This is a genomic window from Streptomyces vulcanius (assembly GCF_042653945.1).
In the GTDB taxonomy this organism is placed as follows: Bacteria; Actinomycetota; Actinomycetes; order Streptomycetales; family Streptomycetaceae; genus Streptomyces; species Streptomyces mangrovi.
In genome coordinates this window covers 231,490-253,705 of record NZ_JBHSFK010000015.1, presented here as the reverse complement: position 1 = coordinate 253,705, position 22,216 = coordinate 231,490, and the positions used below count along the sequence as shown (strand labels likewise).

Here is a 22,216-nt window from a genome sequence, read left to right as displayed (position 1 = left end):
CTCGACGACCGCGCCGAGATCATCGAGTCCCTTCCCGGCATGGGCCCGATCCTGGGCGCCGAGTTCGTCGCCGTTGTCGGAGACCTTTCTGGATACCGGGACGCCGGCCGCCTGGCCTCGCACGCGGACCTGGCCCCGGTACCCCGCGACTCCGGCCGCCGCACCGGCAACAACCACCGGCCCAAACGCTACAACCGCCGCCTGCGCTGACTGTTCTACATGTCCGCGCAGTCCGCGATGATGCGACCAGGACCGTCCCGGGACTACTACCTCAAGAAGCGAGCCGAGGGGCTGCTCCATACCCAGGCGCTACTCGCGCTGGCCCGCCGCCGGGTCGATGTGCTCTGGGCGATGCCGCGCGACAAGAGGCTGTTCACCTCTACCCCGCCGGTCCCGCAGACGGCTTGACACGCTCATTGAGATTCCACTCCCCCAAGGACTCACGCCTGCTCCGACTGACGAATCGGGCTCCCACAGCAGGGCCGCTCCTGCCATCCAGCCATTCGACCGAGTCCAGCTCGGGACTCAGGCGCGGCATCAGCTCGGTGTCGGACACCACCGTCCACACCTGTGCCGGTGGGGCGGCGATCCAGGTGTGAACCTCGACCGTCGACTTGTCCGCATAGCGCGCCCGTCCACTCCATGATCCGGTGGCGTCCCTGCCCATACCGAAAACCCATATACGAGCAACTGACCAGTAAAGTTGCGTAGAGAGACTTACTCGTCAAGGGCGAGCGCGGGTACCGCCGAACTACTGAGTCAGCCCGCGAAACGCTCCCGCGCATCCGGCCGTTCGGCCAGCTGCGGTGGATAGCCGGGGCCCATCCGGGGACGGGCGTTGCCCGCGGTCATGGGCTCACCGCAGGTGGCGCACACCACCTCGGCACGGGTCTCCTGACCACACACATCGTGGTGCATGGCCACCGGCGGGCCCGCTTCACCGGCCAGCCAACGGTCCCTCCAGCGATTCATCACCAGCAGCACGCCCTGGAAGTCGCGGCCCTTCTCGGTGAGCACGCAGTCGTACCGAACCGGCTCCGTCTGGTACGGCCGCCTCTCCAGCAGCCCCTCCTCCATCAGCCGACGCAGCCGGTCCGTGAGCGTATTGCGGGCGACCCCCAGCGACTCCTGGAACGCGTCGAATCGCCGGATCCCGTAGAACGCCTCGCGCAGCACCAAGGGCGTCCACCAGTCCCCCAGCAGGTCCATGGTCCGTGCGATCGAGCAGGGCCACTGCGCAAGGGATGTCCGCCTCATGACAGCCAGCATCGGTTCGTCCGGTCGTGAGACCCAGCAGGTGAACTGAGCAGCGGCCGGTGCGCGGTCTCTTGTGCTCCATCAATAACGAAGTTATGTTGCCGCCATGAAACGTGACCTGCTGGGCAGAAAACTGGTTGTCACCGGAGCGGCACGCGGCATCGGCGAGCAGGTGGCCCGCCTGGCCGCCGCCCGAGGGGCTCGTGTGACCGTGATCGGGCTGGAGCCCGATCGCTTGCGCGCCCTCGCCGATGACCTGGGTCCCGCCGCTTCGTGGCGTGAGGCCGATGTGCGCGACGGCGCCGCCCTACGGTCGGCGATCGACGAGGCCGCCGAGGTCATGGGCGGCATCGACCTCGTCGTCGCCAATGCCGGGGTCGTGGCGTACGGGACGGTGCGGCAGACGGACGAGGCGTCGTTCGAGCGGGTCCTGGACATCAACCTGAACGGCGTGTTCCGCACCCTCAAGTACGCGACACCCCATCTGGAGCGCAGCCGGGGTCACGTGCTGGTCGTGGCCTCGGCGCTGTCGTTCATGCCGCTGGCCGCGATGGCCTCGTACGGCGCGAGCAAGGCGGCGGCCGAGCTGCTCGCCCTGACCTACCGCCAGGAGGTGGCACACCTCGGGGTCACGGTCGGCCTTGTACACCCCTCCTGGATCGACACGGACCTCGTCCGGGGCGCCGAGGCGGATCTCCCCTCGTTCCAGGGCCTGCGCGGGCGGCTGCCCTATCCGGGCAATGTCACCACGAGCGCCGACCGGGCGGCTGCCGCGATCGTCGACGGGCTCGTGCGCCGACGCAGCCGCGTGTACGTGCCGCGCGCGGTCGTCGTGGCCAACTGGGCCAAGGCGGCGCTGAATTCACCGCTGGCCTGGCCGTGGGCGAGGCGTTTCGCGGCCCGGGCGGTTCCGTCCCTCGAACGGGAGGTCGCAGCGCTGGGGAGGCATGACCAACTCACGCCGGGTACCGATGCCCCTGCTGCGGGGACCAGGTCGTCCTAGCCGCACACGTTGCAGCGCCCGACCGCCCGACTTCTCACTGACCTTGGACGATCGAGTCGTACAGGCGCGCGCCGGCTTCGTGCGAGGCCTCGGCACGTTCCCGCTTGTCACCCAGCCCGACAGAGAAGTTCACGCCCATCGGCAGGAGCACCTGCACCACGGCGTCGTCGAACTCGACGAAATGCTCGGCCAGTTCAAGGGTGATGTAACCGTGCACGAGACTCCACAACTGGGCGGCAATCACTTCGGGTTCCTGCCGCTCGACCCTGCCGGAGTGCACGAGCCGCTCGCACGCTGCAGTGACATGAGCGTGGGCTTCCCGGAAGGCCGGGGAATGCCCGCTCAGGCGAAGGTCCGCATCCGACAGAGGCCGGTACGTCGCCCGAGTGGACAGTCCGAACATCAGGTCGTAGAGGTGAGGGTTCTCGCGGGCCAGCCGACGGCAGGTCAAGGCCATGGCAAAGAGGTCCGCGATCGGGTCCTCCGTCACCGGTACCCGGGCGAACGCTCTGCCGAGTTCCTTGAACCCATGGTCGGCAACAGCGCTCATCAGCTCGGGGATCCCACCGAAGTGGCTGTAGACCACCATCGTCGACAGGCGGCTCGCGGAGGCCACCGTGCGCGCCTTCACAGCCGACGGCCCCTGCTCGGCCAGCAGACCGATGGCCGCCCGCACAAGCCGTTCCGGTACGTCGTCAAGCCTCGCCCGCCCTGCCATGTCTCGCACGCCTCCACCGTTGACACACCTGAAATAACTTGGTTATGTAATTCTTCACGGCAATAGTACACATCGCACGTGACGTGCCGTCTCGGATTCACGCGTCCGTCCTTGAACACGTCATCACGCGCCGGTCCAGTCTCCTGCCGCCAGTGCGGACACAGCCCGCTGGGGCGAACCCGACCCCATCGCCGTGACACGCATCCGCCACTGTCCCCACGCACTTTCCACCCCCATGAACCCAGCACGGGAGCAGAATTCATGCCGTACAAAGACAAGGGCCATCTGGAGATCGAGGATCTCGGAGCCGTCCTGGTCGTCCGGGTCGACGGCGGCCCGCACCAGGTGTTCGGCCTCGATATCGCCGATCAACTGGACAGGCTGGTGGCCCGAGTCGACCGCGATCCGAGTATCCGTGCCGTCGTCTTCACCGGGGCGCATCCCGAGCGGTTCGTCAGCCATGCGGCGGTCGGGTGGCTGCAGGAAGAGGGCGCCGCGAGCCCGACGGTCGGCCGACGTGGTGCTGCCGCCGTCGTACGCATGGCGAAGCACGTGGACCGGTTGCGCTTTCTCGGGCGCGTGATGCGCAGGACCCCGATGCGGGGAGCCCTCCAGCTGGAGCGGCTGCACACAACCTTCCTGCGGATGAACGCCAGCGGTGTCCTCTTCGTCGCCGCCCTCAACGGTTCGGCTCTCGGCCTCGGCGCCGAGTTCGCCTGGGCGTGCGATCTCCGGGTCATGGCCGATGGGGACCACTTCATCGGTCAGCCGGAAATCCTCCTCGGCATCATCCCGGGTGGCGGCGGCACCCAGCGACTGACCCGCCTGATCGGCACCCACCGGTCCCTGGCCGCGATCCTCGAAGGCAAGCCGTTCACACCTGCGGAGGCGCTCGCCAACGGGGCGGTCGACAAGGTCGTACCGCAGCACAAGGTGCTCGATCAGGCGATCGAACTCGCGGCGCACTTCGGCAAGCGGTCGAAGGGGTCGGTCGCAGCCGCCAAGCGGTCGGTGTACTTCGGCGGCTCGATGTCCCTGGAAGACGGCCTGCACGTCGAACGCGCCGAGTTCTTCACCAGAGTCATGTCGAAGGAGGGCCAGGAACTGATGCTCGACTACATGGCGGCGACAGACGCCACCGGCGAGCTCCCGCTCTACAGGCTGCACACGTACGCGCAAGCGCTCGTATTGGGCAGCGTGCCCGGCCGCCGCTCGACGAACGGACGGTGAGACGACGATGACCACTCCACAGCCCTTCGTCCGTCGTGACATCACCTTCCCCTCCGGCGACAGCAGATGTGCCGGATGGCTCTACCTCCCCACGGGTGTCACCTCCCCGCCCGTCGTCGTCCTCGGGCACGGGCTGGGCGCCACCCGAGAGATGCGCCTGGACGCCTTCGCCGAGCGTTTCGCACAGGCCGGCATAGCCGCCCTGGCCTTCACGTACCGGCACTTCGGCGACAGCGGCGGCCACCCTCGCCAGCTTCTGTCGATCAAGCGTCAGCTCGCCGACTGGGACGCCGCCCTCGCCCACGTCAAGGCCCGCCATGACGTCGACCGCTCCCGTGTCGCGGTGTGGGGCAGCTCCTTCGGCGGCGGTCACGCCATCACCGTCGCCTCGCGCCATCCCGAACTGCGCGCGGCCGTGGCCCAGTGCCCGTTCACCGACGGTCTGGCCTCCGCGCTTGCGCTCGGCCCGCTCGCCTCACTCAGGATGACTCCCGTGCTCGCCCGGGACCTGGCGGCCAGAGTGCGCGGCAGGGCGCCCGTGATGGTTCCCATCGCCGCCGCCCCCGGTTCGCCGGCCCTCATGAACGCTCCGGACGCCCTGCCCGGTTACCAGGCACTGCAGCCGGCCGGGACGACGTTCCGCAACGAGGTGGCGGCACGGGTGATCCCGACCATCGCCGGCTACCGACCCGGGCGCGCGGCGAAGAAGGTCACCATGCCGATCCTCTTCTGCGTCAGCGAAACCGACTCGGTCACGCCTCCCGCCCAGACCCTCCGGTACGCGAGCACCGCGCCCCGGGGAGAGACCAAGAGGTACGACGCCGGTCACTTCGACTTCTACACCGGCGAGACCTTCGAGGAACTGGTACGTGACCAGACCGAGTTCCTCGTCCGCCAGCTGGACCCGGCGCCCGCCGCGTCGACTCCCTGACCGGATCGCATCACACCGAGACAGGTACGCCTCACCATGAATTTCGCTTCTCTGCCCGACCGCCGCGCCGAGCTCGACCCCCATGGGGCCGCGGTCTTTGACGGGCACCAGTCCCTCACCAACGTGCAGTTGCTGAGCCGGGTCCGCATGGCAGCGCGTCAGCTGCACGACCTCGGGATCGGCACCGGTGACGTCGTCGCCCTCAAGCTGACGAACCGCGTCGAGTTCGTACTCCTGCTGTTCGCCGCCTGGCGGCTCGGCGCCACCATCACACCGGTCAACCCGAGCATGACCGACGTCGAAGTGGTCCGACAGCTCCAGGACTCCGGTGCGCGCCTGCTGGTGGTCGAGGACGGTGCGGCCGTCGTGGCGCACGGTGTTGCCGTACTCGGCGTCGGCGAACTGTACGAAGGAGATGTGGAGCCGGATCAGGCACCGCTGTTGGACCCGTCCGCGCTGGCCCTGCTCATCTACACCAGCGGTACGACCGGGGTGCCCAAGGGGGTGATGCTCGACCACGCCAACATCGACGCCATGGTGGAGATGGGGCGCCAGGCGTTGGAGGTCGGGCCTGCCGACCGGTGCCTGCTGATCCTGCCACTCTTCCACGTCAACGGAATCGTGGTCAGCGTGCTCATGCCGCTGCTCGTGGGCGCGAGCGTCGTGATCGCGGGCCGGTTCGACCCCCGCACCTTCTTCGACCTCGTCGAGCAGGAGCGCCCCACCTTCTTCAGCGCGGTGCCGACGATCTACAGCATGCTCGCGGCACTCCCGGACCACGTCCGGCCCGACACATCATCGCTGCGGTTCGGAGTCTGCGGAGCCGCGCCCGCCTCCGCGGAGCTGCTGACCCGGTTCGAGGCCCGGTACGGGTTCCCGCTCATCGAGGGGTACGGCCTGTCCGAAGGGACCTGCGGCTCCACCATCAACCCCGTCGCAGGCCCTCGACGCGCCGGAACCGTGGGGCTTCCCTTCCCCGGCCAGGAGATCCGGATCGTCGACGCCGACGGCGGCGAGGTGGCACTGGGCAGCGACGGTGAGGTCGTCGTACGGGGGGCCAATGTCATGCGGGGCTATCTGGGCCGTCCGGACGAAACGGCCAAGGTCATCGTCAACGGCGGCTGGTTGCGCACGGGCGACGTGGGCCACCTCGACGCCGACGGCTATCTGACCCTGGTCGGGCGCTCGAAAGACATGATCATCCGTGGCGGGGAGAACATCTACCCCAAGGAGATCGAGGACGTGCTCGCAGGCGACCCGTCGGTGCTCGAAGCCGCGGTGATCGGCGTAGCCGACGAGAAGTGGGGAGAGGTGGTGGTCGCCTACGTCCAGCCTCGGCCGGGGTCGACCGTCGATTCCGAGGCGCTGAAAGCCCTCTGCGCGCGCAGCCTCACCGGCTACAAGCGCCCGACCGCGTTCTTCGTGGTGGAAGCCATCCCGAAGAACGCGGTCGGCAAGATCGACAAAACCTCGTTGCGTGCCGGCTACGCCGCCCACTCGGCCCGGTCCTGATCAACTTGACATCCTCCTCCTCTTAAGAACCCGTCTTTGAACATGCTTGTACGCAACAGTGTTGGCTGTGGGTTGCCATGGGTCGTGCGGCAGGATGCTGCGGGCAGAGGCCGGGGCTTGTCACCGGCGGAGGGAGTGCCGGCGTCCCGTGCTGAGGGGTGGTGGGCGCCATGCCCACGAGCACGAAGGTCGGGAGCGTTTCCCGGGCGCGGTACGAGGAGATCATCGCCGAGGACCGGAAGCTCGTCGAGGTCGATACGAAGATCCAGTTCAGAATCGGTGACCATGCTTTGGAGATCGAGCCGATGCGGCCGCACGGCGGCTCATCACCGGCGACCGGTGAAGAACTGCTCGGGGTGCAGGAGACCTTGGAGTTGTACGCCGAGGACATCGGCGTCCCCTACAACCAGGTCCGCCTCAACCGGCAGACGGCCAGCAAGTGGCCCGCCGAGTACCGGATCGCTGGCGTCTCCTTCGAGATCCACCGGATCCTGGAGAAGCTCGACGATCGCTTCGACCGGATCCAGAACCCGCCGCAGCATCCGCGGGACGGAGTGCCACGGTGGACGCAGGACGCCGCGAAGCGCCAGGTCGGGTGGCGGGTCGACAATCCGCAGACCCCGCAGGAAAAGGTCGAGGCGATCCACGACCTCGCGGTTGACGACCAGGTCGCCGCACGCGTGGCCACCGACTGCCTGCGTCACCCCAGCGTCGCCTTCCAAGCCGCCGGAGATGACACCGCCAGGCATCTGTTCAACAAGGCACAGACAGACCGGTGGCACCAGGCCGACGAGGCCGAACCGGTTCCCGAGCGGCCGGAGAACCGGGTCGCGCCGTTGGTCCGGCAGCTCGACCGGACGATCGACTTCCTGGACCTGATCGGTGCCTGCCACAAGTTCGTGGCCGCGACCGGCCGCCTGGTGCCGCAGATGCGCGGACGCCGCTTGTCCGAGGACGAGCGGGAGGTGATCCACAGGAACGTCGACCGTGTCCGGGCGACCTGCGAGTGGATTGTGACCGCTGTCGACAGCGGGCATCTGGACATGGATGAGGAGCTGGCCAAGCTGCTGCGGGGCGAGTAGCCGTGCCGATCGCGGCGCAAGGGTGATGCCGCCCGCGAGTACGCCGAGGCCCTCTGGCGGGTGCTGTTGTCGGCCCGTCCCGCGGGCCTGCACATGCCGCAGCTGATGCGGGCCACCGAACTGACCCGCAGCCAGGTCCGCTCCGGGCTCGCGATGCTGCGCGACGTCATCGCCAAGAAGGGCTGGCCGCCCCTCATCTACACGCGCGCCGACGGCTACCAGTTCACCGCCGACGGTGACGTCCTGCAGGCCTACGAGGTGGGAGTGATCCGCGAAAAGCTGACCGAGATCCGCAGGCTGATCACGGGCACGGTCACCCCGCACGCCGCACTCGCCCCCGAGGACAAGTGGGTCCGCCACATGGCTGCCCAACTCAACTCTGTCGAGTCCACCCTCGACCTGATCGCCTGATCCCCGCCTCCGTGGGGGATCAGGCACCAAGGGAGCACGGGATGCGCCGACGTCCCTCGGACACCAGCATCGAGGAGTGGGCCTTGCTGGAGCCTCTACTGCCCGCGCCCGCATGCCAGTTGTCCTCGGGAGGCCACCCGGAGAAGTGGCCTCGCCGCGCGATCGTGGACGCCGTTCGGTATGTGGTGGATACGGGCTGCAAGTGGCGGGCCCTGCCCGCAGACTTCCCGCCCTTCCAGACGGTCTTCGGGTTCTTCAGCCGGTGGCGGGCGGCCGGCATCTTCAACCTCATCCGTGACCAGCTCCGGCGCCGGGTCCGCCGCGCCATGGGGACCTCCCCGCATCCCGTGGCCGCGGTGATCGATTCGCAGTCCGTCAAGGTCGCCGCCACCGTCCCGAGAACCACTTCCGGATACGACGCGGGCAAAAAGCTTCCGGGCCGCAAGAGACACATCGTCGTCGGCACGAAAGGGCTGCTGCTGTTCGTCATGGTGACGCCGGCCAGCACACACGACGCAGTCGCGGCCAAGGAAGTCCTCCTCCGGCTGCGTCTCATGCACCCGCAGATCGCCGTCGTCTGGGCCGATTCCATCTATGCGGGAACGCTGGTCGACTGGGCCAAGTCCTTCCTCAACCTGACAATCAAGACCGTGAGCAGGCCCAAAGGGGCGAAAGGCTTCGTTCTTCTGCCGCGAAGGTGGGTAGTCGAGCGGAGCCTGGCGTGGTGGCTTCACGCCCGCAGGAATGTACGCGACTACGAAACCCTCCCCGAGCACTCCGAAGCAATGCTCGCCCTCGCGGCAATCACGCTCATGACCCGCCGACTCACCCGGCAGCCCATCCACCCCAGCGCCGCAGCACCCCGGCCGGCAGCAACCGTCCTGGCCGCGTGACCTTCAAGACCGTGTCCTATGTGGTGAGGCGGACGAGGCGCTTGTAGCAGCAGATAGCCGCGGCGAGCCCGAGAAATGCCCGGTAGTTGCGGGGATGACGCTCGTAGCGGGGGCTGAGTCTGCGGTAGCCGGACAGCCACGACATCGTCTTCTCAATCACCCACCTGCGACGGCCCAATCGTTCGCTGGACTCGATGCCCTTTGCGGGGGAATCCTGTGGCCGGGGCGTGCCAATGCACCCTTCGGCCACGCAGTTCATGGAGTGGGGGCCGCGCTCCCGGCCAGGGCGCGGCCCGTCGCCTCAAAGGGTCCGCAACGGCTACACCCAGCCGCGTTGAGAAGCCCGCATCCCCAGCTGGAACCGGCTCGCCGCCCCCAGCCGCTCCTGCAGCTCGCTCACCCGCCGCCGCAGGGTCCGCAGACTCACCCCCAGATGGCGAGCCACCGCCTCGTCTCTCATTCCGGCCGCCAGCAGCCGGGTCAACGTCTTCTCGCTTTCGGAGAGTTCACTGTCGTCGGCCGCTTGGCCCAGTGGAGTCGCCTGCTGCCAGGCCAGCTCGAAGAGCTTCTGCAGGGCCTCGGTCACCGCCGAGTGCCACACGACGACGGCAGAGTAGCCGCCGGCCGAGGAGGCGGTCAGCGGCAGCAGCGCCCGGCATCCGTCGACCACCAGCAGCTTGAGCGGAACGGTCGGCAACACCCGGGCCTGCTCGCCGAGTTCGACCATTCTCAAGGCGCGGGACAGGACCTTCGGATCCTCCAGGCCGGTCGCCGCGTAGATCCCGCGAGAGACGATCCCGCGGCTGAGCAGATCGGCCTGGAGATCCACCTGTGGAGCAGGCGGGGCGAGATACAGCGGTGTGTCGAAAAGGCACACCTCGTGCTCCGCGCGCCCGTACATCTCCTCCAGGCATGCTGCGATGGCGCCCTCGCCGGAGGCCACCTCGACCAGCTGGGACGGCTCCTCGCGCAGCAGCCCCGCCTCGTACGCGGTCGCCATCTCCTCGGCGGTGGTGGCCAGCAGTTCGGACTCCGTCTCGCGTCGCCGGATCAGCGCGCGGATCGCCACCCGGGGGTCGACCGCCCGTAATCCGCCCATGGAGTCCGATGGTTGCAGGAGCCCGAGCGCGAGCAGTCGGTTGCAGGACTCGAGGACCCGGGCCGGGGAGGCACCGGTCAGCAGCGCCCAGCCGGACGCGCCGGCGTCGGGCTGGTTGAGGATGGCCTGGTACAGCAGCTCGTCGAACGCGGAGACCCCCACCGCGGCCCAGGGGCTCGCGGCAGGGGTCTCCCTTGCCGTGTCGTATGCCGTGTTCACCATGGACCGGCACGGTAGACGATCTTTGTTAAGAATTTTCGCAATGTTTGGCGGCGGTCGTCTACTTCAGGCCGAACGCCCGTACGACCGTCTGGTCGACCGTGTTGCCGTCCCGGTCGGAGGCCCGTACGCGCAGCGACCCGAACCCGGCGCCCTTCTTCGGGTGCTTGAGCTCCGCCTTGCCGTTCTTGACCTTCACTTCCTTCCAGGAGGTGCCGTCGTCGTACGAGACCCAGGCCTTCAGGGAACTGGCGGTGACGCCGCCCGACTGGTTCCGGAGGGAGAGGCCGAGTTTCGACGTGTGCCCGGCCTCAGCACTGTTGAGGAGGTTGAGCCCGGCCACGTCGTAGTCGACCGAGAGCAGCCCGAGCGCCGTCTGCTGGTCCGTGTGCGCCGAGGCGAAGGACCACTCGGTGTGGGTGCCGGTGGAGTACGACGCCCAGTCGGCCGTGCGCTGTGCGTCGACCACGAGGCGGTACGAGGACTTCGCCGCCGGGACGGTGAAGGTGCCGTAGCCGCCGAGCGCGGTGTCGCCGACCAACTGCCCGTCCGCGTACAACTTGCCCTTCGCGGTGTCCAGGACGTTGTCCACCGATCCGTAGTGGCCCGGTGCGGAATCGCTCAACTCCGGGATCCGGAAGGAGAGTTTGTCACCGGTGCGCTGGGAGAGGCCGTACTGCTGAGCGGTCGCCGGGCGGACGACCTGGCCCAGCCAGTCCTCGGCGGGCTGTTTGCCCGCCTTGTCGAAGGTCCGCACGACACCCCACTGGGGCTGGGTCGCCTTCCAGTTGGGATAGACGGCGTGCCAGATCCGGGTGTCGGAGACGTTGTAGTACTCGGTGCGCTCCGTGCCGAGCTGCACGTTGTTGGTGGTCGCGATGTCGGCCCCCTGCCAGGGGCGGTACCGGTACACGGCGTCCTTGCCGACATCACCGACCCGGGCCCCGTGGTAACGAACCGTCTGCTTCACCGTGTTGGAGCTGTTCAGGTTGTACGTCTGGTTGGCCGAGACTGCCCCCACCTGCGGGAACATCACGCTGTACACGTACGGACTGACCGGAGTGCCGGTCAGCTTCAGCTTGACCTTCTTCCCGCTCTTCAGCAGGGCGCCGAGCTTCGCGCCGTCCTCGCCGGTGGCGAGCATCAGCGGGATGGTCATGCTCTGCACGGAGCCGAGCCAGTACCCGGGCGTCTCCTGGTAGGCGAGGACGTAACCGGCCCCGGCCGCCGTCGCGTTGGTCAGTGCCTCGTCCGCCCTCTTACCGGCGCCCACGTGGACGACCGCCACCTTGCCCTTGACGTCGAGTCCCTCGAAGTCGGCCGCGGTTCCGGCGCCCGCGTCCACCGCCCGCACCGTGTGATCACCGCTGACCTTCACGGGGAGGCCGCTGTACGTCTGCGCGTAGTCGAGGGGCAGAGCGTACTTCTCCGGGCCGGTGACGCTCGCCGTCAGCTCCTTGGCGTACAGCCGGAACTTCGAGGAGAACTCGAACACGCCCTGGGTGACCTTCTCGGTGGGCGCCACATAGACGTGGTCGGTCCACCAGCCCTGGCTGTAGGTCACCCCCAGGCCAGTGCCCGGGCCTTCCCGGTGCCAGGTGGTGGTGAAGCCCCGGAACTCGGAGTCCTCCTTGGTCTTCGGCTTGATCTCGACCGCCTTGCGGGCGTCGAGGACGACCTCGGTGTCCTTGTCGACCTCGATCTCCGGATCACCGACGATCGAGGTGTCGACCTCCAGTCCGGCCGCGTCCCGCTTGGAGATCCAGGACGCCGTGGAATACGTACCGGCCGGCACCTTGAAGGTGTAGCCGCTGCCGATGAACCCGTAGGTGTCCGCGTACGCGCCGTTCAGCTCCTGCAGCATGAAGAGCGACGCGGACGTGGACGGCTTGCCGTCGCGGCCCAGCAGCGACACCTTCAGGTCGTAGGTCTTCGGCAGCTTCTCGAAGCCGATGGCGGTGGTGACGAGGACACCGTCGGCGCTCGCGGTGATGTGGCCCGTGTACCGGCCCGTCGCCTCCTTGGCCGGGTCGACCGTGACCGCGACGGTGGCGGTGCCCTTCGCCGGGACGGTGACCGCGTCCGCGTTCAGTGCGGCGTCGCGAAGTGACGAGGACACCTTCAACTCCACCGCTTTGTCCGTGGTGTTGGTGTACGTGATGTCCTTGGTGGCGACCTCGGTGTCGGCCTCCTCGTACTTGCCGAAGCTCAGTGCCGGGGTCGCGAAGACGCCCTGATTGACGGCCCGTACGGCGTCGACGCGGCCGTCGCCCTGCTGGAAGACGTCGGCGTCCGGCATGGTCTTCGCCGTGGTCGCCAGCGCCTGCTTGATCTGCTGGCCCGTCCAGTCGGGGTGGGCCTGGGCGACCAGCGCCGCGGCGCCCGCGACATGCGGGGTCGCCATCGACGTACCGCTCGCCGTCGAGTAGTAGTCGTCGACCGGCGTACTGCCGGCCATGGTGGTGCCGGCGGCGCGGGCCGCGGTGATGGCCACCCCCGGCGCAGTGATCTCCGGCTTGACCGCGGAGTCGCCGACGCGTGGACCCCGGCTGGAGAACGAGGCCAGTTTGTCGGACTTGTCGACGGCGCCGACCGTCAGCGCCGAGTCGGCGATGCCCGGGGTGCCCACGGTCTGCTCGGCCGGACCGGAGTTGCCCGCCGCGATCACGAAGAGAGTGCCGGTGGACTCGGACAGCTCGTCGACGGTCTCGCTCAGGATGTCGGAGGGCCCGGTCGCCGTACCGCCCAGCGACATCGACACGATCTTCGCCCCGGAGTGGGCCGCCCAGTCCATGCCCGCGATGATCCACGAGTCCTGGCCGTGGCCGGTGTTGTCGAGCACCTTGCCGACGAACAGATCAGCGCCCGGCGCGACGCCCTTGCGCTTGCCGTCCGAGGCCGCGCCGGAGCCGACGATCGTGGACGCTACATGGGTGCCGTGGCCGTGACCGTCCTGCACCGTCTCGCCCGGCACGAAGCTCTGCGTCTCGGCGAGCTTCCCCGCCAGATCCGGGTGCCCGGTGTCCACGCCGGTGTCCAGGACCGCGACGTCGACGCCCTGGCCGTCGTAGCCCGACTTCCACACCTCGGGTGCGCCGATCTGCGGCACGCTGACGTCGAGGGACGCCTGCACCTTGCCGTCGAGCCAGATCTTGTCGATGCCCTCGCCGAGCTGCTTCGCGGCCTTCGTGGTGGGTGCGGTGCCGAGCGCGGGAGCGATGTCGGCCCAGAACGAGGTCGACTTCTTCGCGCTCAGCGCGGCCCCGTCGATCGCGGGCAGCTTGAGCGTCCGGCGTGCGCCCTCGGGGGTCGCGCTGCCGCTCTTGTACGTCGCGATCACCGGGGTGGTGCCGGTCTTCGAGTCCGCGTACCCCTGCTTCACCAGCTGGGTGACGTTGAACAGGGCCGGGTCGAGACGGCCCGCCTTCACCAGCGGGATCGCGTCCGAGGGTAAGACGCTGACCTCGCCGTCGCGCTCGGTGGACAGGAAGGTGGCGGTCTCACGGCCCTTGCCGCGCTCGATGTCGACGGCGGACTTGCCGTCGGGCCCGGTGGTGACCGAAACCGTGTCGCCCGTGATGAGGGTGACGGTCTGGGTGTCGGTGTGTGGTGCCCGCGTGGTGCCCGGCTGGGTGAGCGGGGACGCGGGACCGGCCGCCGCGGGCGTGACCGCCCCGGCGAGCAGCCCGGCCGCTCCTGCCACGGCCCAAAGGGCGTGGAGTCTTCGCATGTGTGGAGGTCCTCCCCTGAACGCTGAAACGCCTCCGCCCTCGTGGAGCGGAAGCCAGTACTCAGAGTGAGTGCCGCGCGCAAAGCGACTCAAGGGATTGCTGTGGCCAGGGAGTGCCAATGCCTTTCTCGGCCACGAGGGTTGACGGGCGGACAGGGCCTCGTGGCGAGCAGCCGCACCCCAAAGTCACTCGCCTGACAGTGCGATCGGGGGTTCAAAGACGGGTTCTAAAAGAGAAGGATTCCAACCCGGGTGGGTTGGGGTTCACGGGTGCTCGAACGGCTGGTGGCCGTTGTCACCCCTCCGGCACCGGCTGTTCGCCGGGGGCGGGGGATCCCGCCCTGTCCTGCCGCGACGTTGGATGCTGCGTTGGTGTCCGCGTTGCAGGTGAAGCCACAGGAGGAGCACACGAACTCGGCTTGGCTCTTGCGCGAGTTCTTGTCGATCCATCCGCAGGCACTGCACCGCAGAGACGTGTACGGGGCCGGGACGTCCTCGACTCGGCCAGGGGCTTTGTGTTCGGTGCGTTGCCGGAGCAGGCCCCAGCCCTGGGCGAGGATGCCCCGGTTCAGCCCCGCCTTCTGCGCCACGTTCCGGCCGGGCTGCTCCACGGTTCCCTTCGCGGAGCGGGTCATGTTCCTGATGTTCAGCTTCTCGAACCGGATCAGGTCGTAGGTGCGGGCGAGCAGGGTGCTGGTCTTCTCGCACCAGTCCTTGCGGCGATTAGCCTCGCGGGCCCTGAGCCGGGCGACGGCCGCGTACCCGGCCGCCTTCTGCTCGCTGCCCTTGGGGGCGCGGGCGGCGCGCCGCTGGTGTTTGCGGACCTGGGCGCGTTCCCGGACGGTGAGCTGCGGGCAGTTCAGTTTCCGCCCGTCGGAGAGGGCGGCGGTGATGGTGACGCCCCGGTCGATGCCGATGACCTCACCCGTGCCGGGCGCGGGGACCGGCCCGGGGACGACGGCGAACGCGGCATGCCACTGCCCGTTGCGGAAGGTGACGCGGAACGTCTTCGCGTCGGGCAGCTTCGCGCCCTTGCCGCCGGTGCTGAGGCGGAAGCGGACCCAGCCGCAGCCGGGCACCTTCACCTGCGCCCACCGCCGGTTGAGCTTGCGCACCACGACCGAGCGGCCCATGACCTGTCTGCCGGTCTTCGCGTTCAGCTTCACCGAGCCGTCGCCGTGGTACTCGGGGAGGCGGTCGGTACGAACTTCCTGCGCCAGGTCGGCTCACCGAACCCGGACGTGAAACGTGCCTGCTTGGCCTTCGCGAAGTCCTTGAGGGCCTGCTGCTGCACGTCCGCGTTCCCGGCCGCCAGCCACTCATTGGCGCGCCGGGCCTCGGTGAGCTGACGGCACTGCTCGACAAACCCCGGCGCGGACCTGCGGCCCTTCCGCCAGTGCGCGTGCTGCTCGACGGCGAGGTTCCAGACGTACCTCGCGTGCGCGCAGTGCAGCAGCATCTGCCGCACCTGCCCGCCCGTCGGATACAACCGAAACCGCGCCATACCGCGAACGTAGACCACACGTTCCACGGCCGCGCACAACATCGATCACCATCACCCATGCGAGTGACCACCCCGCTGACCGCCGACCGCCAGCCACCGGTCCGAGGACCCTCGACTCCCCGTCACCACCACCCATCCGTGGCCACCCTCCGCGTCCCGGACGAGAACGCCGGATCGCCCTAACTGCGATCCGGTTACCCCTGCCCTGAAGGACCGGGCACCCTGCCGGAAGCCAGGTGGACGTCGGTTCCCGCAACTCAAGAGGTACGGGCAAAGGTATGTGTGAGCACCTCCCCGTTTGCCGAGGGGGGTTGTACGTCTGAGGGTTGGGCGGCAACGACCCTCACCGCCGCCGCCCAGCCCGGTCAGTGTGCTCGTTCCCGGGTCAGAGACCGTCGTGGTAGCGCATCAGAGACCGCTGAGGAAGCCGAGGAGCTCCCTGTTGACCGCCTCGGGCTGCTCCTGCTGGATCCAGTGCCCGCAGTTGGCCAGGATCACCGATCCTCGCAGGTCGTGTACCTTCTCCCCTATCCGGGCGATCGCCTCCTGGCTCCAGATCGTCGTCACGTCCCGGTCGCCCCCGATGAAGAGTGCGGGCACGGTCACCGGACTGTCCTGGTATTCCCCGAGGACCTCCCAGTTCAGATCGAGGGTCCGGTAGTAGTTCAGCGGGCCGGTCAGTCCGGTGTGCTCCAGCTCGGCGACGAGGAAGTCGACCTCGTCCTGGTCGATCCAGTGGGGCAGTTTCTCCGGCAGTTCCAGTCTCGCGCCGAACTTCTCCGTCCGCGGCACGCACATGGCGCCCCGGACGAACTCCCGGAGAAAGTCCGGCGGGAGTGACGTGAGGTCGGCACCGGCGAGCTCGGGCGGCAGGGGACGGTCCGCGGACAGACTGTAGAGGCCGCTGATGACCCACGACCGCACGTCCTCTTCGATCTCCTGTTCCGCAACGCCGCCGGGGAGTGCGAAGTACTCCTGGTAGAACAGCATGTCGGGGCCCGCCAGCTCGCGGTAGACCTCGCTCGGCCGCCGCTCGCCGAAGGGGTTGCCCGGCAGCCCCGACTGGCCTCGGCCGCCGAACGGCACGCTCAGCGCCACGACCCCGCGGAAGACGTCGGGCCGGGTCCACGCCGAGGCCCACGCCACCGGAGCCCCGTAGTCATGGCCGACGATCACGGCGCTCGACTCGCCCAGTGCCTCGACCACGCCGACGCAGTCCGCGACCGACTCGGTGATCCGGTACGCGGCCACGTCGGCGGGCTTGGACGAGCGGCCGTATCCCCGCACGTCCATCGCCACGGCGCGATAGCCGGCGTCGGACAGCGCGTCCATCTGGTGCCGCCACGAGTGCCAGGACTCGGGGAAACCATGGACCATCAGGACGATCGGGCCGGACGTACCGGCGATCCGCAGGTGGATGCGCTGTCCGTTGACCCGGACGGTGCGCTCTTCCCATTCGGAGAGGGGCATTGGCGGCCTCCATGTCGCTCTTGTGTACAGAAACGTTTCTTCGGGGCGGCGCGGTCCCGTCGCGCCGCCCCGAACGAGGGCGGTGCGGACATCGGTTCGCCGCTTCGGCCCGATGCCCGCACCGCCGGTCCTTGGTTACGCGTCGCTGAACTTCGCCGTGCCACCCGTCAGGTACCTGATGGCACCGAGACCCTGCGCCCGTGCACAGTCCTCGGTCAGCTTCTGGACGGTGACGGCGTCGAGGACCGAGTGGAACTGACCCTCGTCGGTGAAGCCGACATTGGCGCCGTACACGATGAACAGCACGACCGTGGGCTCGGTGGTCGTCTCCGGGACGGCGAAGGTGTGGACCGAGGAGGCCGGCTCGTAGAGGTACGACCCGGCGGTCTGCGGCTGGTCCGGGTACTCCTTGTAGATCCACTCCCCCTTCAGGGTGTAACCGTGCACCGGACCGGTGTGGAGGTGGATGGGCAGCTCCACACCCGGGGCGAAGGTGCCGATGATCACCCAGACCCCGACCTCGGGGTCGAGGAACAGCGGCTGGAAGTCGATCCCGGGGCCCAGGGAGTCCTTCAGGACGGGGATCTCGTTCACGTGGACCGTGAGCAGCTCGGTCTGCGGGAGCGAGACGACAGGGACCTTGTTCGCGGTCAGTTCGGCGGTCATGACGGGTGCCTGCTTTCTCATGATTGCCGCGGCCCGCCGAGGCGGGTCCCGTCGCGTGCAGCGGGCGGGAAGGCGGCTCGACTCGGATCGGATCAGGTCACGGAAGGACGATGATCTTGGCGTCCTTCTCGGGGTCGGCCAGCCTCGCGAAGGCCTCGGGCACGTCGTCGAGTGCGACGCGGCTGGTGATGAACGCCTCGACCTGCAGCTCCCCGGAGGCGATGTGGCCCAGGGCCTGGGCGAACTCCTCGGGCGTGTAGGAGATGCAGAAGGCCAGGTCGATCTCCTTCATGATCGCGAAGCTCGGGTAGAAGGAGTCCTGCACCATGCACAGGCCCGCGACGACGACCTTCGAGCAGGGCGCGGCCCCGGCCAGGATCTGCTGGATGATGCCGGGGACACCGACGCACTCGAAGACGACGGAGGGTCGGAGGCCCGCGCCGGGGAACATCGGGGTCTGCCGGCCCCACTTCGTCGCGTCGGAGGAGGCGGCGACCTCCTGCCAGGACTCGTAGGGCGACGTCTCGCGCGGGTCGACCACGACGTCGGCGCCGAGGGCGGTGGCCATCGCCCTGCGCGAGGGCGAGAAGTCCGACGCGACGATCGGGCCGATGCCCCGCATCTTCAGAACCGCGATCACCGCGAGCCCGATGGGGCCGCAGCCGATCACGAGCGGCACGTCGTCGGGCCCCAGACCGCCGCGGTTGACGGCGTGCAGGGCGACCGCGAGCGGTTCCGCGAGCGTCGCGATGTCGTCGGGGACGTGGTCGGGCACCGGCACGAGCAGGTCCTCCGACAGCAGCATGTACTCGGCGTACGCACCCGGGGTGCCTGGTCCCCCGAAGCCGAGGGTGACGGGTTCCGGCCTCAGGAGGAACGGCACCGAGACGACGCGGCTGCCGGGGGCGAGCGTCTCGCGGCAGCCGGGACCGTACTCGACGATCTCGGCGCAGAACTCGTGGCCGAGGACGACCGGTTCGTCCAGCTTGAACAGCTCTACTCCCGCTGCCTCCTTGGCGCTGTCCAGCAGCTGGGCGCCATGGGTGACACAGTGCAGGTCACTGCCGCAGATTCCCGCCGCGAGGACCTTGACGAGGGCCTCTCCGGGGCCGGGCTGCGGGAGCGGCGCCTCGACCACCTCGAGTCCGCTGTTGATCATGACGACTGCCTTCATCGACATGAGATGCTCCTCGCGCCGGCGTCGCAGCGACCGCTGGCGACGAGGGTTTGTCCTGCATGAACGTGGTTTTGCATGGCTCTGTCTGCTTCCTCGAAGACGGAGATCGTCACGCTGGCGAGGTGACGCCGATGAGGATGCTGGCACCGAGCGAGGTTCCGGAACTTGTCCTGATGCGACTATTAGTTGACACTTGGCGACTGTGACCGACCTGATCCGTGGTCTCGCGCTCCTCAATGTCGCCGAGCTGGTGTCCGGTCTCGGCGGCGATCCCGACGCCCTCATGCGCTCCCACGGCGTCGATCCTGGGGCCGCCGGTGACTACGACACGTTTCTCCCCTACTCCTCCGTGGCCGCCGTGATCGGGGACGCGGCCCAGGAGCTCGACTGCCCCGATTTCGGGATGCGGCTGGCCCGCAGGCAGGGCATCCAGATGCTGGGTCCCGTCGCGGTCATCATCCGCAACGCGGAAACCGTGGCGGCGGCGATCGACGGGGTCTCCCGGTGCCTGCACCACCTGGCGCCCCCCGACTCCACCGAGTTGATCCGCGAGCCGCACGCGGCGATTTTCACGTTCTCGACGAACCTGCGACGACTCGCTCATCGCGACCAGATGGTCGAGAAGGGCCTCGGCATCGCGATGGACGCCTTCCGGCTGATGCTCGGGGAGAGCTTCGTTCCGCTCCGGGTCGAACTGCAGCACCGCCGCATAGCGCCCATGGCGAGCTATCGCGAGATGTTCGGGTGCCCCATCGAGTTCGAGCGGGAGGTGAACTCCATACACCTGCCCCCTCACTCGTTGAACCAGTCGATCCGCGGCCGGGACGCGGCGGCACTGGCCCTGGCCGAGAACTACCTCGCCGGCCTGCGGCCCGACCTGGCGGTCGCCGATCACGTGCGCGGCATGACCCAGCGGCTTCTGGTCGTCAACCACGCCGACCTGGTCGCGGTCGCGAGGGCGATGTCCCTGCACCCGCGGGTGCTCCAGCGCAAGCTCGCCGAGTCGGGCACGTCCTTCGAGGAGATCCTCGACGACGTGCGGCGCGACATGGCATGGGACCTCTCCGCCACCGGCATACAGATCTCCCAGATCGCGACCATGCTCGGCTACTCCGAGACCAGCAGCTACACGCGAGCCTGCCGGCGGTGGTACGGAGAATCGCCCAGACAACTGCGCGCACGCCGGCGAGGCGTGCCGGGGTCCGCGCACGCCCGGCCGTCTTGAGTGCCGGGCGGCTGATCGCCCTGCTGCGGGCTGCGGAGACGATCAGCTCGGCCGGTGACTCACAGCGTCGGGTGCCGATGCCTCATCCGTAGACTTCCATCATGGAACGGAAGAGCTTTCAGGACATGAGCTGCCCGGTCGCGCTGGCGCTGGAACGGGTCGGCGAGTGGTGGAGCATCCTCATCCTGCGCGACGCGACACATGGCATCACCCGGTTCGACGGGTTCCAGAAGAGCCTGGGCATCTCACCGAACTCCCTGACCCGCCGACTCGGCGCGCTCGTCGAGGCCGGCCTCCTCGAGCGCCGCCGCTACAGCGAACGCCCTCCGCGGGACGAGTACGTCCTGACCGAGGCGGGACACGCATTCCAGCCGGTGCTCACCGCCCTGTACGTCTTCGGCACCAAGCACTTCCCGCCAAAGGCGCCGAACGTTCGCCTGGTGGACAAGGAGTCAGGCGCCGATGTCGATCCGCTGCTGATCGACCGGACGACCGGTCACCCCATCGATGAGGAGCACACCACGTTCCTGCCGGGTCCGTCCGCGGACGAACGGCTCCGTGCCGTACTCGAGCGGAGGAACGAGCAGGTCTCGTGAGCCCACGGTGACCACCATCACGACAACCAGTTACTTGCATGATGGTAGTGACTCTCCTAGTGTGAGCCCCCGAGCCCGCAAACGAGCGTGAGCACGTGGGCGGCCCGCTCGGATCAGATGGCCGAGCACCGCTCCACTCGCCGCCGCCAAGGCGGGGGCAGTCACACGACGAGGTGTGCCATGAGCGCTTCAGCAAGCGGCCGAGCCGTCCGACAACACCGCGCAGCGATCACGGCGAGCCGCCGGAGTGATCGATTACGGCTCGACCGGAGGCTCTCGGTGATCAGCGCCATGCGCCGACTCGGAACCACTCGGGCAGCCGTATGCCCGCGCCCCTCCTCCCGGGCACGCCGGACAACGCGCCGATCCCGATCGAGCGGGCGGGCGTGAGACACCTCGCTCTCCCGCAGTAGCCGGCGGGACCGATACCGGTGCTGCTGCGGCGCCTTGCCTCTGAGCATTCAACTACTCGACAACAGACAGTCGTTGAACGCCTCCGGCGAGAACACCATCTGCCTTTCGCCCGGACCACCGGTCGTGGAGTTCCCCCGCTCTCCTGACATGGCAGGTCAGCCTCGTGGACTGCCGTGCCCGTCAGCGGTCCCCCTGTCCTGGGCTTCCGCGCCACCAAGTCCGATCCGCAACACCTCCTGGGAATCATCAGCCGACCGGAGAGATCCTGTGCCTGCCGTATTCGTTCACGGCGTCCCGGACACCTACCACGTATGGGACGACGTCCTTGCCCACCTGACGCGAACCGATGTCCGCGCACTCGCACTGCCCGGCTTCGGGTGCCCCGTGCCGGAAGGCTTCACCTCCACCAAGGAGGAGTACGTCGACTGGATCATCGCCCGGCTGGAGGGACTCGGCAGCCCGGTCGACCTCGTGGGCCATGACTGGGGCTGCGCCCTCACCGCCCGCGTCGCCTCGCTGCGTCCCGACCTGGTGAGGACCTGGGCCGGCGGCGACGCATCGGTCAGCGGTGCGGTCGAGTGGCACGACCTCGGGAAGATCTGGCAGACCCCCGAGGTCGGAGAGCAGTGGATGGCCGAGTTCGACGCGTCGGAGTTGAGCAGGCTGCTGCAGGCCAGCGGCGTGCCCGCCCATCGCGCCGACCAGACCGCGAGCCGGCTGGACGCCACGATGAAGGAGAGCATCCTTCGCCTCTACCGCTCTGCTGCCCACGTCGGGGCGGAGTGGGAGATCGGTCTGGCGGACCTCACGAGCCCTTCCCTCGTGTTCTGGGGCACCGCCGACCAGTTCGAGCCGGTGGAGCGCGCCGACATTCTCGCAAAGAGCGTCAGGGCCACGAACGTTGTCCGGCTGGACAGCGGTCACTGGGGACCGGTCCAACGCCCGCGAGAACTCGCCGACGCCCTGACACAGCACTGGGAAAGCGTCCGGGCCCAGCCATCACGTACGACGCCCTCTCCCACTGGGCGAGGGAGAACGACGACGTGCAGGTGAGCGCCAACGCCGGCTGCATCAGGAAG

At 68.5% G+C, this 22,216-nt stretch carries 19 protein-coding genes and 3 pseudogenes; 11 read left to right on the top strand and 11 right to left on the bottom strand.

The window, feature by feature from the left end:
• Positions 1-408, top strand: a pseudogene (locus ACFPIH_RS24295) (transposase); the annotation flags it as partial.
• Here ACFPIH_RS24295 and ACFPIH_RS24290 read toward each other — a convergent pair.
• On the bottom strand, positions 380-667 hold the full coding sequence (locus ACFPIH_RS24290) for an SRPBCC family protein (RefSeq protein WP_381174723.1): 288 nt from the start codon (positions 665-667) through the stop codon (positions 380-382). The pseudogene ACFPIH_RS24295 and the gene ACFPIH_RS24290 overlap by 29 nt on opposite strands.
• 92 nt (positions 668-759) lie before the next feature.
• Positions 760-1,257 (bottom strand): winged helix-turn-helix transcriptional regulator, encoded by a 498-nt coding sequence (locus ACFPIH_RS24285; RefSeq protein ID WP_381174725.1) that lies wholly within the window; start codon positions 1,255-1,257, stop codon positions 760-762.
• 106 nt (positions 1,258-1,363) lie between these two features.
• Between ACFPIH_RS24285 and ACFPIH_RS24280 the strand changes: the two genes are divergently transcribed.
• Positions 1,364-2,260, top strand: a complete 897-nt coding sequence (locus ACFPIH_RS24280) for a short-chain dehydrogenase/reductase (protein WP_381174727.1) — start codon at positions 1,364-1,366, stop codon at positions 2,258-2,260.
• A 34-nt stretch (positions 2,261-2,294) separates the two neighbouring features.
• Here the strand turns inward: ACFPIH_RS24280 and ACFPIH_RS24275 are convergent, their stop codons facing one another.
• Entirely contained in the window at positions 2,295-2,978 is a 684-nt protein-coding gene (locus tag ACFPIH_RS24275; protein WP_381174729.1) for a TetR/AcrR family transcriptional regulator, read from the bottom strand.
• Positions 2,979-3,239: 261 nt separating this feature from the next.
• Between ACFPIH_RS24275 and ACFPIH_RS24270 the strand changes: the two genes are divergently transcribed.
• The 6 genes and pseudogenes from ACFPIH_RS24270 to ACFPIH_RS24245 all read left to right on the top strand — a co-directional run.
• Positions 3,240-4,208, top strand: a complete 969-nt coding sequence (locus tag ACFPIH_RS24270) for an enoyl-CoA hydratase/isomerase family protein (protein ID WP_381174731.1) — start codon at positions 3,240-3,242, stop codon at positions 4,206-4,208.
• 7 nt (positions 4,209-4,215) lie between these two features.
• Positions 4,216-5,139: an alpha/beta hydrolase gene (locus ACFPIH_RS24265; protein ID WP_381174733.1), complete on the top strand. Its 924-nt coding sequence runs from the start codon at positions 4,216-4,218 to the stop codon at positions 5,137-5,139.
• 36 nt (positions 5,140-5,175) lie between these two features.
• A complete protein-coding gene (locus ACFPIH_RS24260; protein ID WP_381174735.1) occupies positions 5,176-6,651 on the top strand; it encodes a class I adenylate-forming enzyme family protein in 1,476 nt (491 codons plus the stop codon).
• A 170-nt stretch (positions 6,652-6,821) separates the two neighbouring features.
• Positions 6,822-7,733 carry a DUF6192 family protein gene (locus ACFPIH_RS24255; RefSeq protein WP_381174737.1) on the top strand — a complete coding sequence of 304 codons (912 nt, stop codon included), beginning with the start codon at positions 6,822-6,824 and terminating at the stop codon, positions 7,731-7,733.
• Between the two features lie 60 nt (positions 7,734-7,793).
• Positions 7,794-8,144: a RacP protein gene (locus tag ACFPIH_RS24250; protein WP_381174739.1), complete on the top strand. Its 351-nt coding sequence runs from the start codon at positions 7,794-7,796 to the stop codon at positions 8,142-8,144.
• Positions 8,145-8,185: 41 nt separating this feature from the next.
• Positions 8,186-9,022 (top strand): annotated as a pseudogene (locus ACFPIH_RS24245) (IS5 family transposase); the annotation flags it as partial.
• A gap of 31 nt (positions 9,023-9,053) precedes the next feature.
• Here ACFPIH_RS24245 and ACFPIH_RS24240 read toward each other — a convergent pair.
• The 8 genes and pseudogenes from ACFPIH_RS24240 to ACFPIH_RS24205 form a co-directional block, all read right to left on the bottom strand.
• A pseudogene (locus ACFPIH_RS24240) lies at positions 9,054-9,239 on the bottom strand (transposase); the annotation flags it as partial.
• Between the two features lie 117 nt (positions 9,240-9,356).
• Complete coding sequence (locus ACFPIH_RS24235; RefSeq protein WP_381174741.1) at positions 9,357-10,358, bottom strand: helix-turn-helix transcriptional regulator; 1,002 nt, start codon at positions 10,356-10,358, stop codon at positions 9,357-9,359.
• Positions 10,359-10,416: 58 nt separating this feature from the next.
• Positions 10,417-14,085: a S8 family serine peptidase gene (locus tag ACFPIH_RS24230; protein ID WP_381174743.1), complete on the bottom strand. Its 3,669-nt coding sequence runs from the start codon at positions 14,083-14,085 to the stop codon at positions 10,417-10,419.
• Between the two features lie 227 nt (positions 14,086-14,312).
• On the bottom strand, positions 14,313-15,251 hold the full coding sequence (locus tag ACFPIH_RS24225; protein WP_381174745.1) for an RNA-guided endonuclease InsQ/TnpB family protein: 939 nt from the start codon (positions 15,249-15,251) through the stop codon (positions 14,313-14,315).
• Complete coding sequence (locus ACFPIH_RS24220; protein ID WP_381174747.1) at positions 15,248-15,589, bottom strand: helix-turn-helix domain-containing protein; 342 nt, start codon at positions 15,587-15,589, stop codon at positions 15,248-15,250. The genes ACFPIH_RS24225 and ACFPIH_RS24220 overlap by 4 nt, the downstream gene beginning before the upstream one ends.
• 408 nt (positions 15,590-15,997) lie before the next feature.
• On the bottom strand, positions 15,998-17,059 hold the full coding sequence (locus ACFPIH_RS24215) for an alpha/beta fold hydrolase (protein ID WP_381174749.1): 1,062 nt from the start codon (positions 17,057-17,059) through the stop codon (positions 15,998-16,000).
• A 135-nt stretch (positions 17,060-17,194) separates the two neighbouring features.
• Positions 17,195-17,725, bottom strand: a complete 531-nt coding sequence (locus ACFPIH_RS24210) for a 2,4'-dihydroxyacetophenone dioxygenase family protein (RefSeq protein WP_381174751.1) — start codon at positions 17,723-17,725, stop codon at positions 17,195-17,197.
• A gap of 97 nt (positions 17,726-17,822) precedes the next feature.
• On the bottom strand, positions 17,823-18,905 hold the full coding sequence (locus ACFPIH_RS24205; RefSeq protein ID WP_381174753.1) for a zinc-binding dehydrogenase: 1,083 nt from the start codon (positions 18,903-18,905) through the stop codon (positions 17,823-17,825).
• A 199-nt stretch (positions 18,906-19,104) separates the two neighbouring features.
• On the opposite strand from ACFPIH_RS24205, the gene ACFPIH_RS24200 reads away from it, so the two are divergent.
• The 3 genes from ACFPIH_RS24200 (at position 19,105) to ACFPIH_RS24190 (ending at position 22,190) form a co-directional block, all read left to right on the top strand.
• Entirely contained in the window at positions 19,105-20,127 is a 1,023-nt protein-coding gene (locus ACFPIH_RS24200) for an AraC family transcriptional regulator (protein WP_381174755.1), read from the top strand.
• Between the two features lie 101 nt (positions 20,128-20,228).
• Positions 20,229-20,723, top strand: coding sequence for a winged helix-turn-helix transcriptional regulator (locus ACFPIH_RS24195; RefSeq protein ID WP_381174757.1), 495 nt, complete (start codon positions 20,229-20,231; stop codon positions 20,721-20,723).
• A 681-nt stretch (positions 20,724-21,404) separates the two neighbouring features.
• Positions 21,405-22,190, top strand: a complete 786-nt coding sequence (locus ACFPIH_RS24190; RefSeq protein ID WP_381174759.1) for an alpha/beta fold hydrolase — start codon at positions 21,405-21,407, stop codon at positions 22,188-22,190.
• Positions 22,191-22,216: the final 26 nt, after the last annotated feature.

What these genes read in the sequence shown, in the direction of transcription:
- ACFPIH_RS24205 (WP_381174753.1), bottom strand. Translation starts at nt 18,905, where the DNA reads ATGTCGATGAAGGCAGTCGTCATGATCAACAGCGGACTCGAGGTGGTC.
- ACFPIH_RS24260 (WP_381174735.1), top strand. Translation starts at nt 5,176, where the DNA reads ATGAATTTCGCTTCTCTGCCCGACCGCCGCGCCGAGCTCGACCCCCAT.
- ACFPIH_RS24265 (WP_381174733.1), top strand. Translation starts at nt 4,216, where the DNA reads ATGACCACTCCACAGCCCTTCGTCCGTCGTGACATCACCTTCCCCTCC.
- ACFPIH_RS24215 (WP_381174749.1), bottom strand. Translation starts at nt 17,059, where the DNA reads ATGCCCCTCTCCGAATGGGAAGAGCGCACCGTCCGGGTCAACGGACAG.
- ACFPIH_RS24270 (WP_381174731.1), top strand. Translation starts at nt 3,240, where the DNA reads ATGCCGTACAAAGACAAGGGCCATCTGGAGATCGAGGATCTCGGAGCC.
- ACFPIH_RS24235 (WP_381174741.1), bottom strand. Translation starts at nt 10,358, where the DNA reads ATGGTGAACACGGCATACGACACGGCAAGGGAGACCCCTGCCGCGAGC.
- ACFPIH_RS24275 (WP_381174729.1), bottom strand. Translation starts at nt 2,978, where the DNA reads ATGGCAGGGCGGGCGAGGCTTGACGACGTACCGGAACGGCTTGTGCGG.
- ACFPIH_RS24195 (WP_381174757.1), top strand. Translation starts at nt 20,229, where the DNA reads ATGGAACGGAAGAGCTTTCAGGACATGAGCTGCCCGGTCGCGCTGGCG.
- ACFPIH_RS24285 (WP_381174725.1), bottom strand. Translation starts at nt 1,257, where the DNA reads ATGAGGCGGACATCCCTTGCGCAGTGGCCCTGCTCGATCGCACGGACC.
- ACFPIH_RS24220 (WP_381174747.1), bottom strand. Translation starts at nt 15,589, where the DNA reads ATGGCGCGGTTTCGGTTGTATCCGACGGGCGGGCAGGTGCGGCAGATG.
- ACFPIH_RS24290 (WP_381174723.1), bottom strand. Translation starts at nt 667, where the DNA reads ATGGGCAGGGACGCCACCGGATCATGGAGTGGACGGGCGCGCTATGCG.
- ACFPIH_RS24230 (WP_381174743.1), bottom strand. Translation starts at nt 14,085, where the DNA reads ATGCGAAGACTCCACGCCCTTTGGGCCGTGGCAGGAGCGGCCGGGCTG.
- ACFPIH_RS24280 (WP_381174727.1), top strand. Translation starts at nt 1,364, where the DNA reads ATGAAACGTGACCTGCTGGGCAGAAAACTGGTTGTCACCGGAGCGGCA.
- ACFPIH_RS24255 (WP_381174737.1), top strand. Translation starts at nt 6,822, where the DNA reads ATGCCCACGAGCACGAAGGTCGGGAGCGTTTCCCGGGCGCGGTACGAG.
- ACFPIH_RS24210 (WP_381174751.1), bottom strand. Translation starts at nt 17,725, where the DNA reads ATGACCGCCGAACTGACCGCGAACAAGGTCCCTGTCGTCTCGCTCCCG.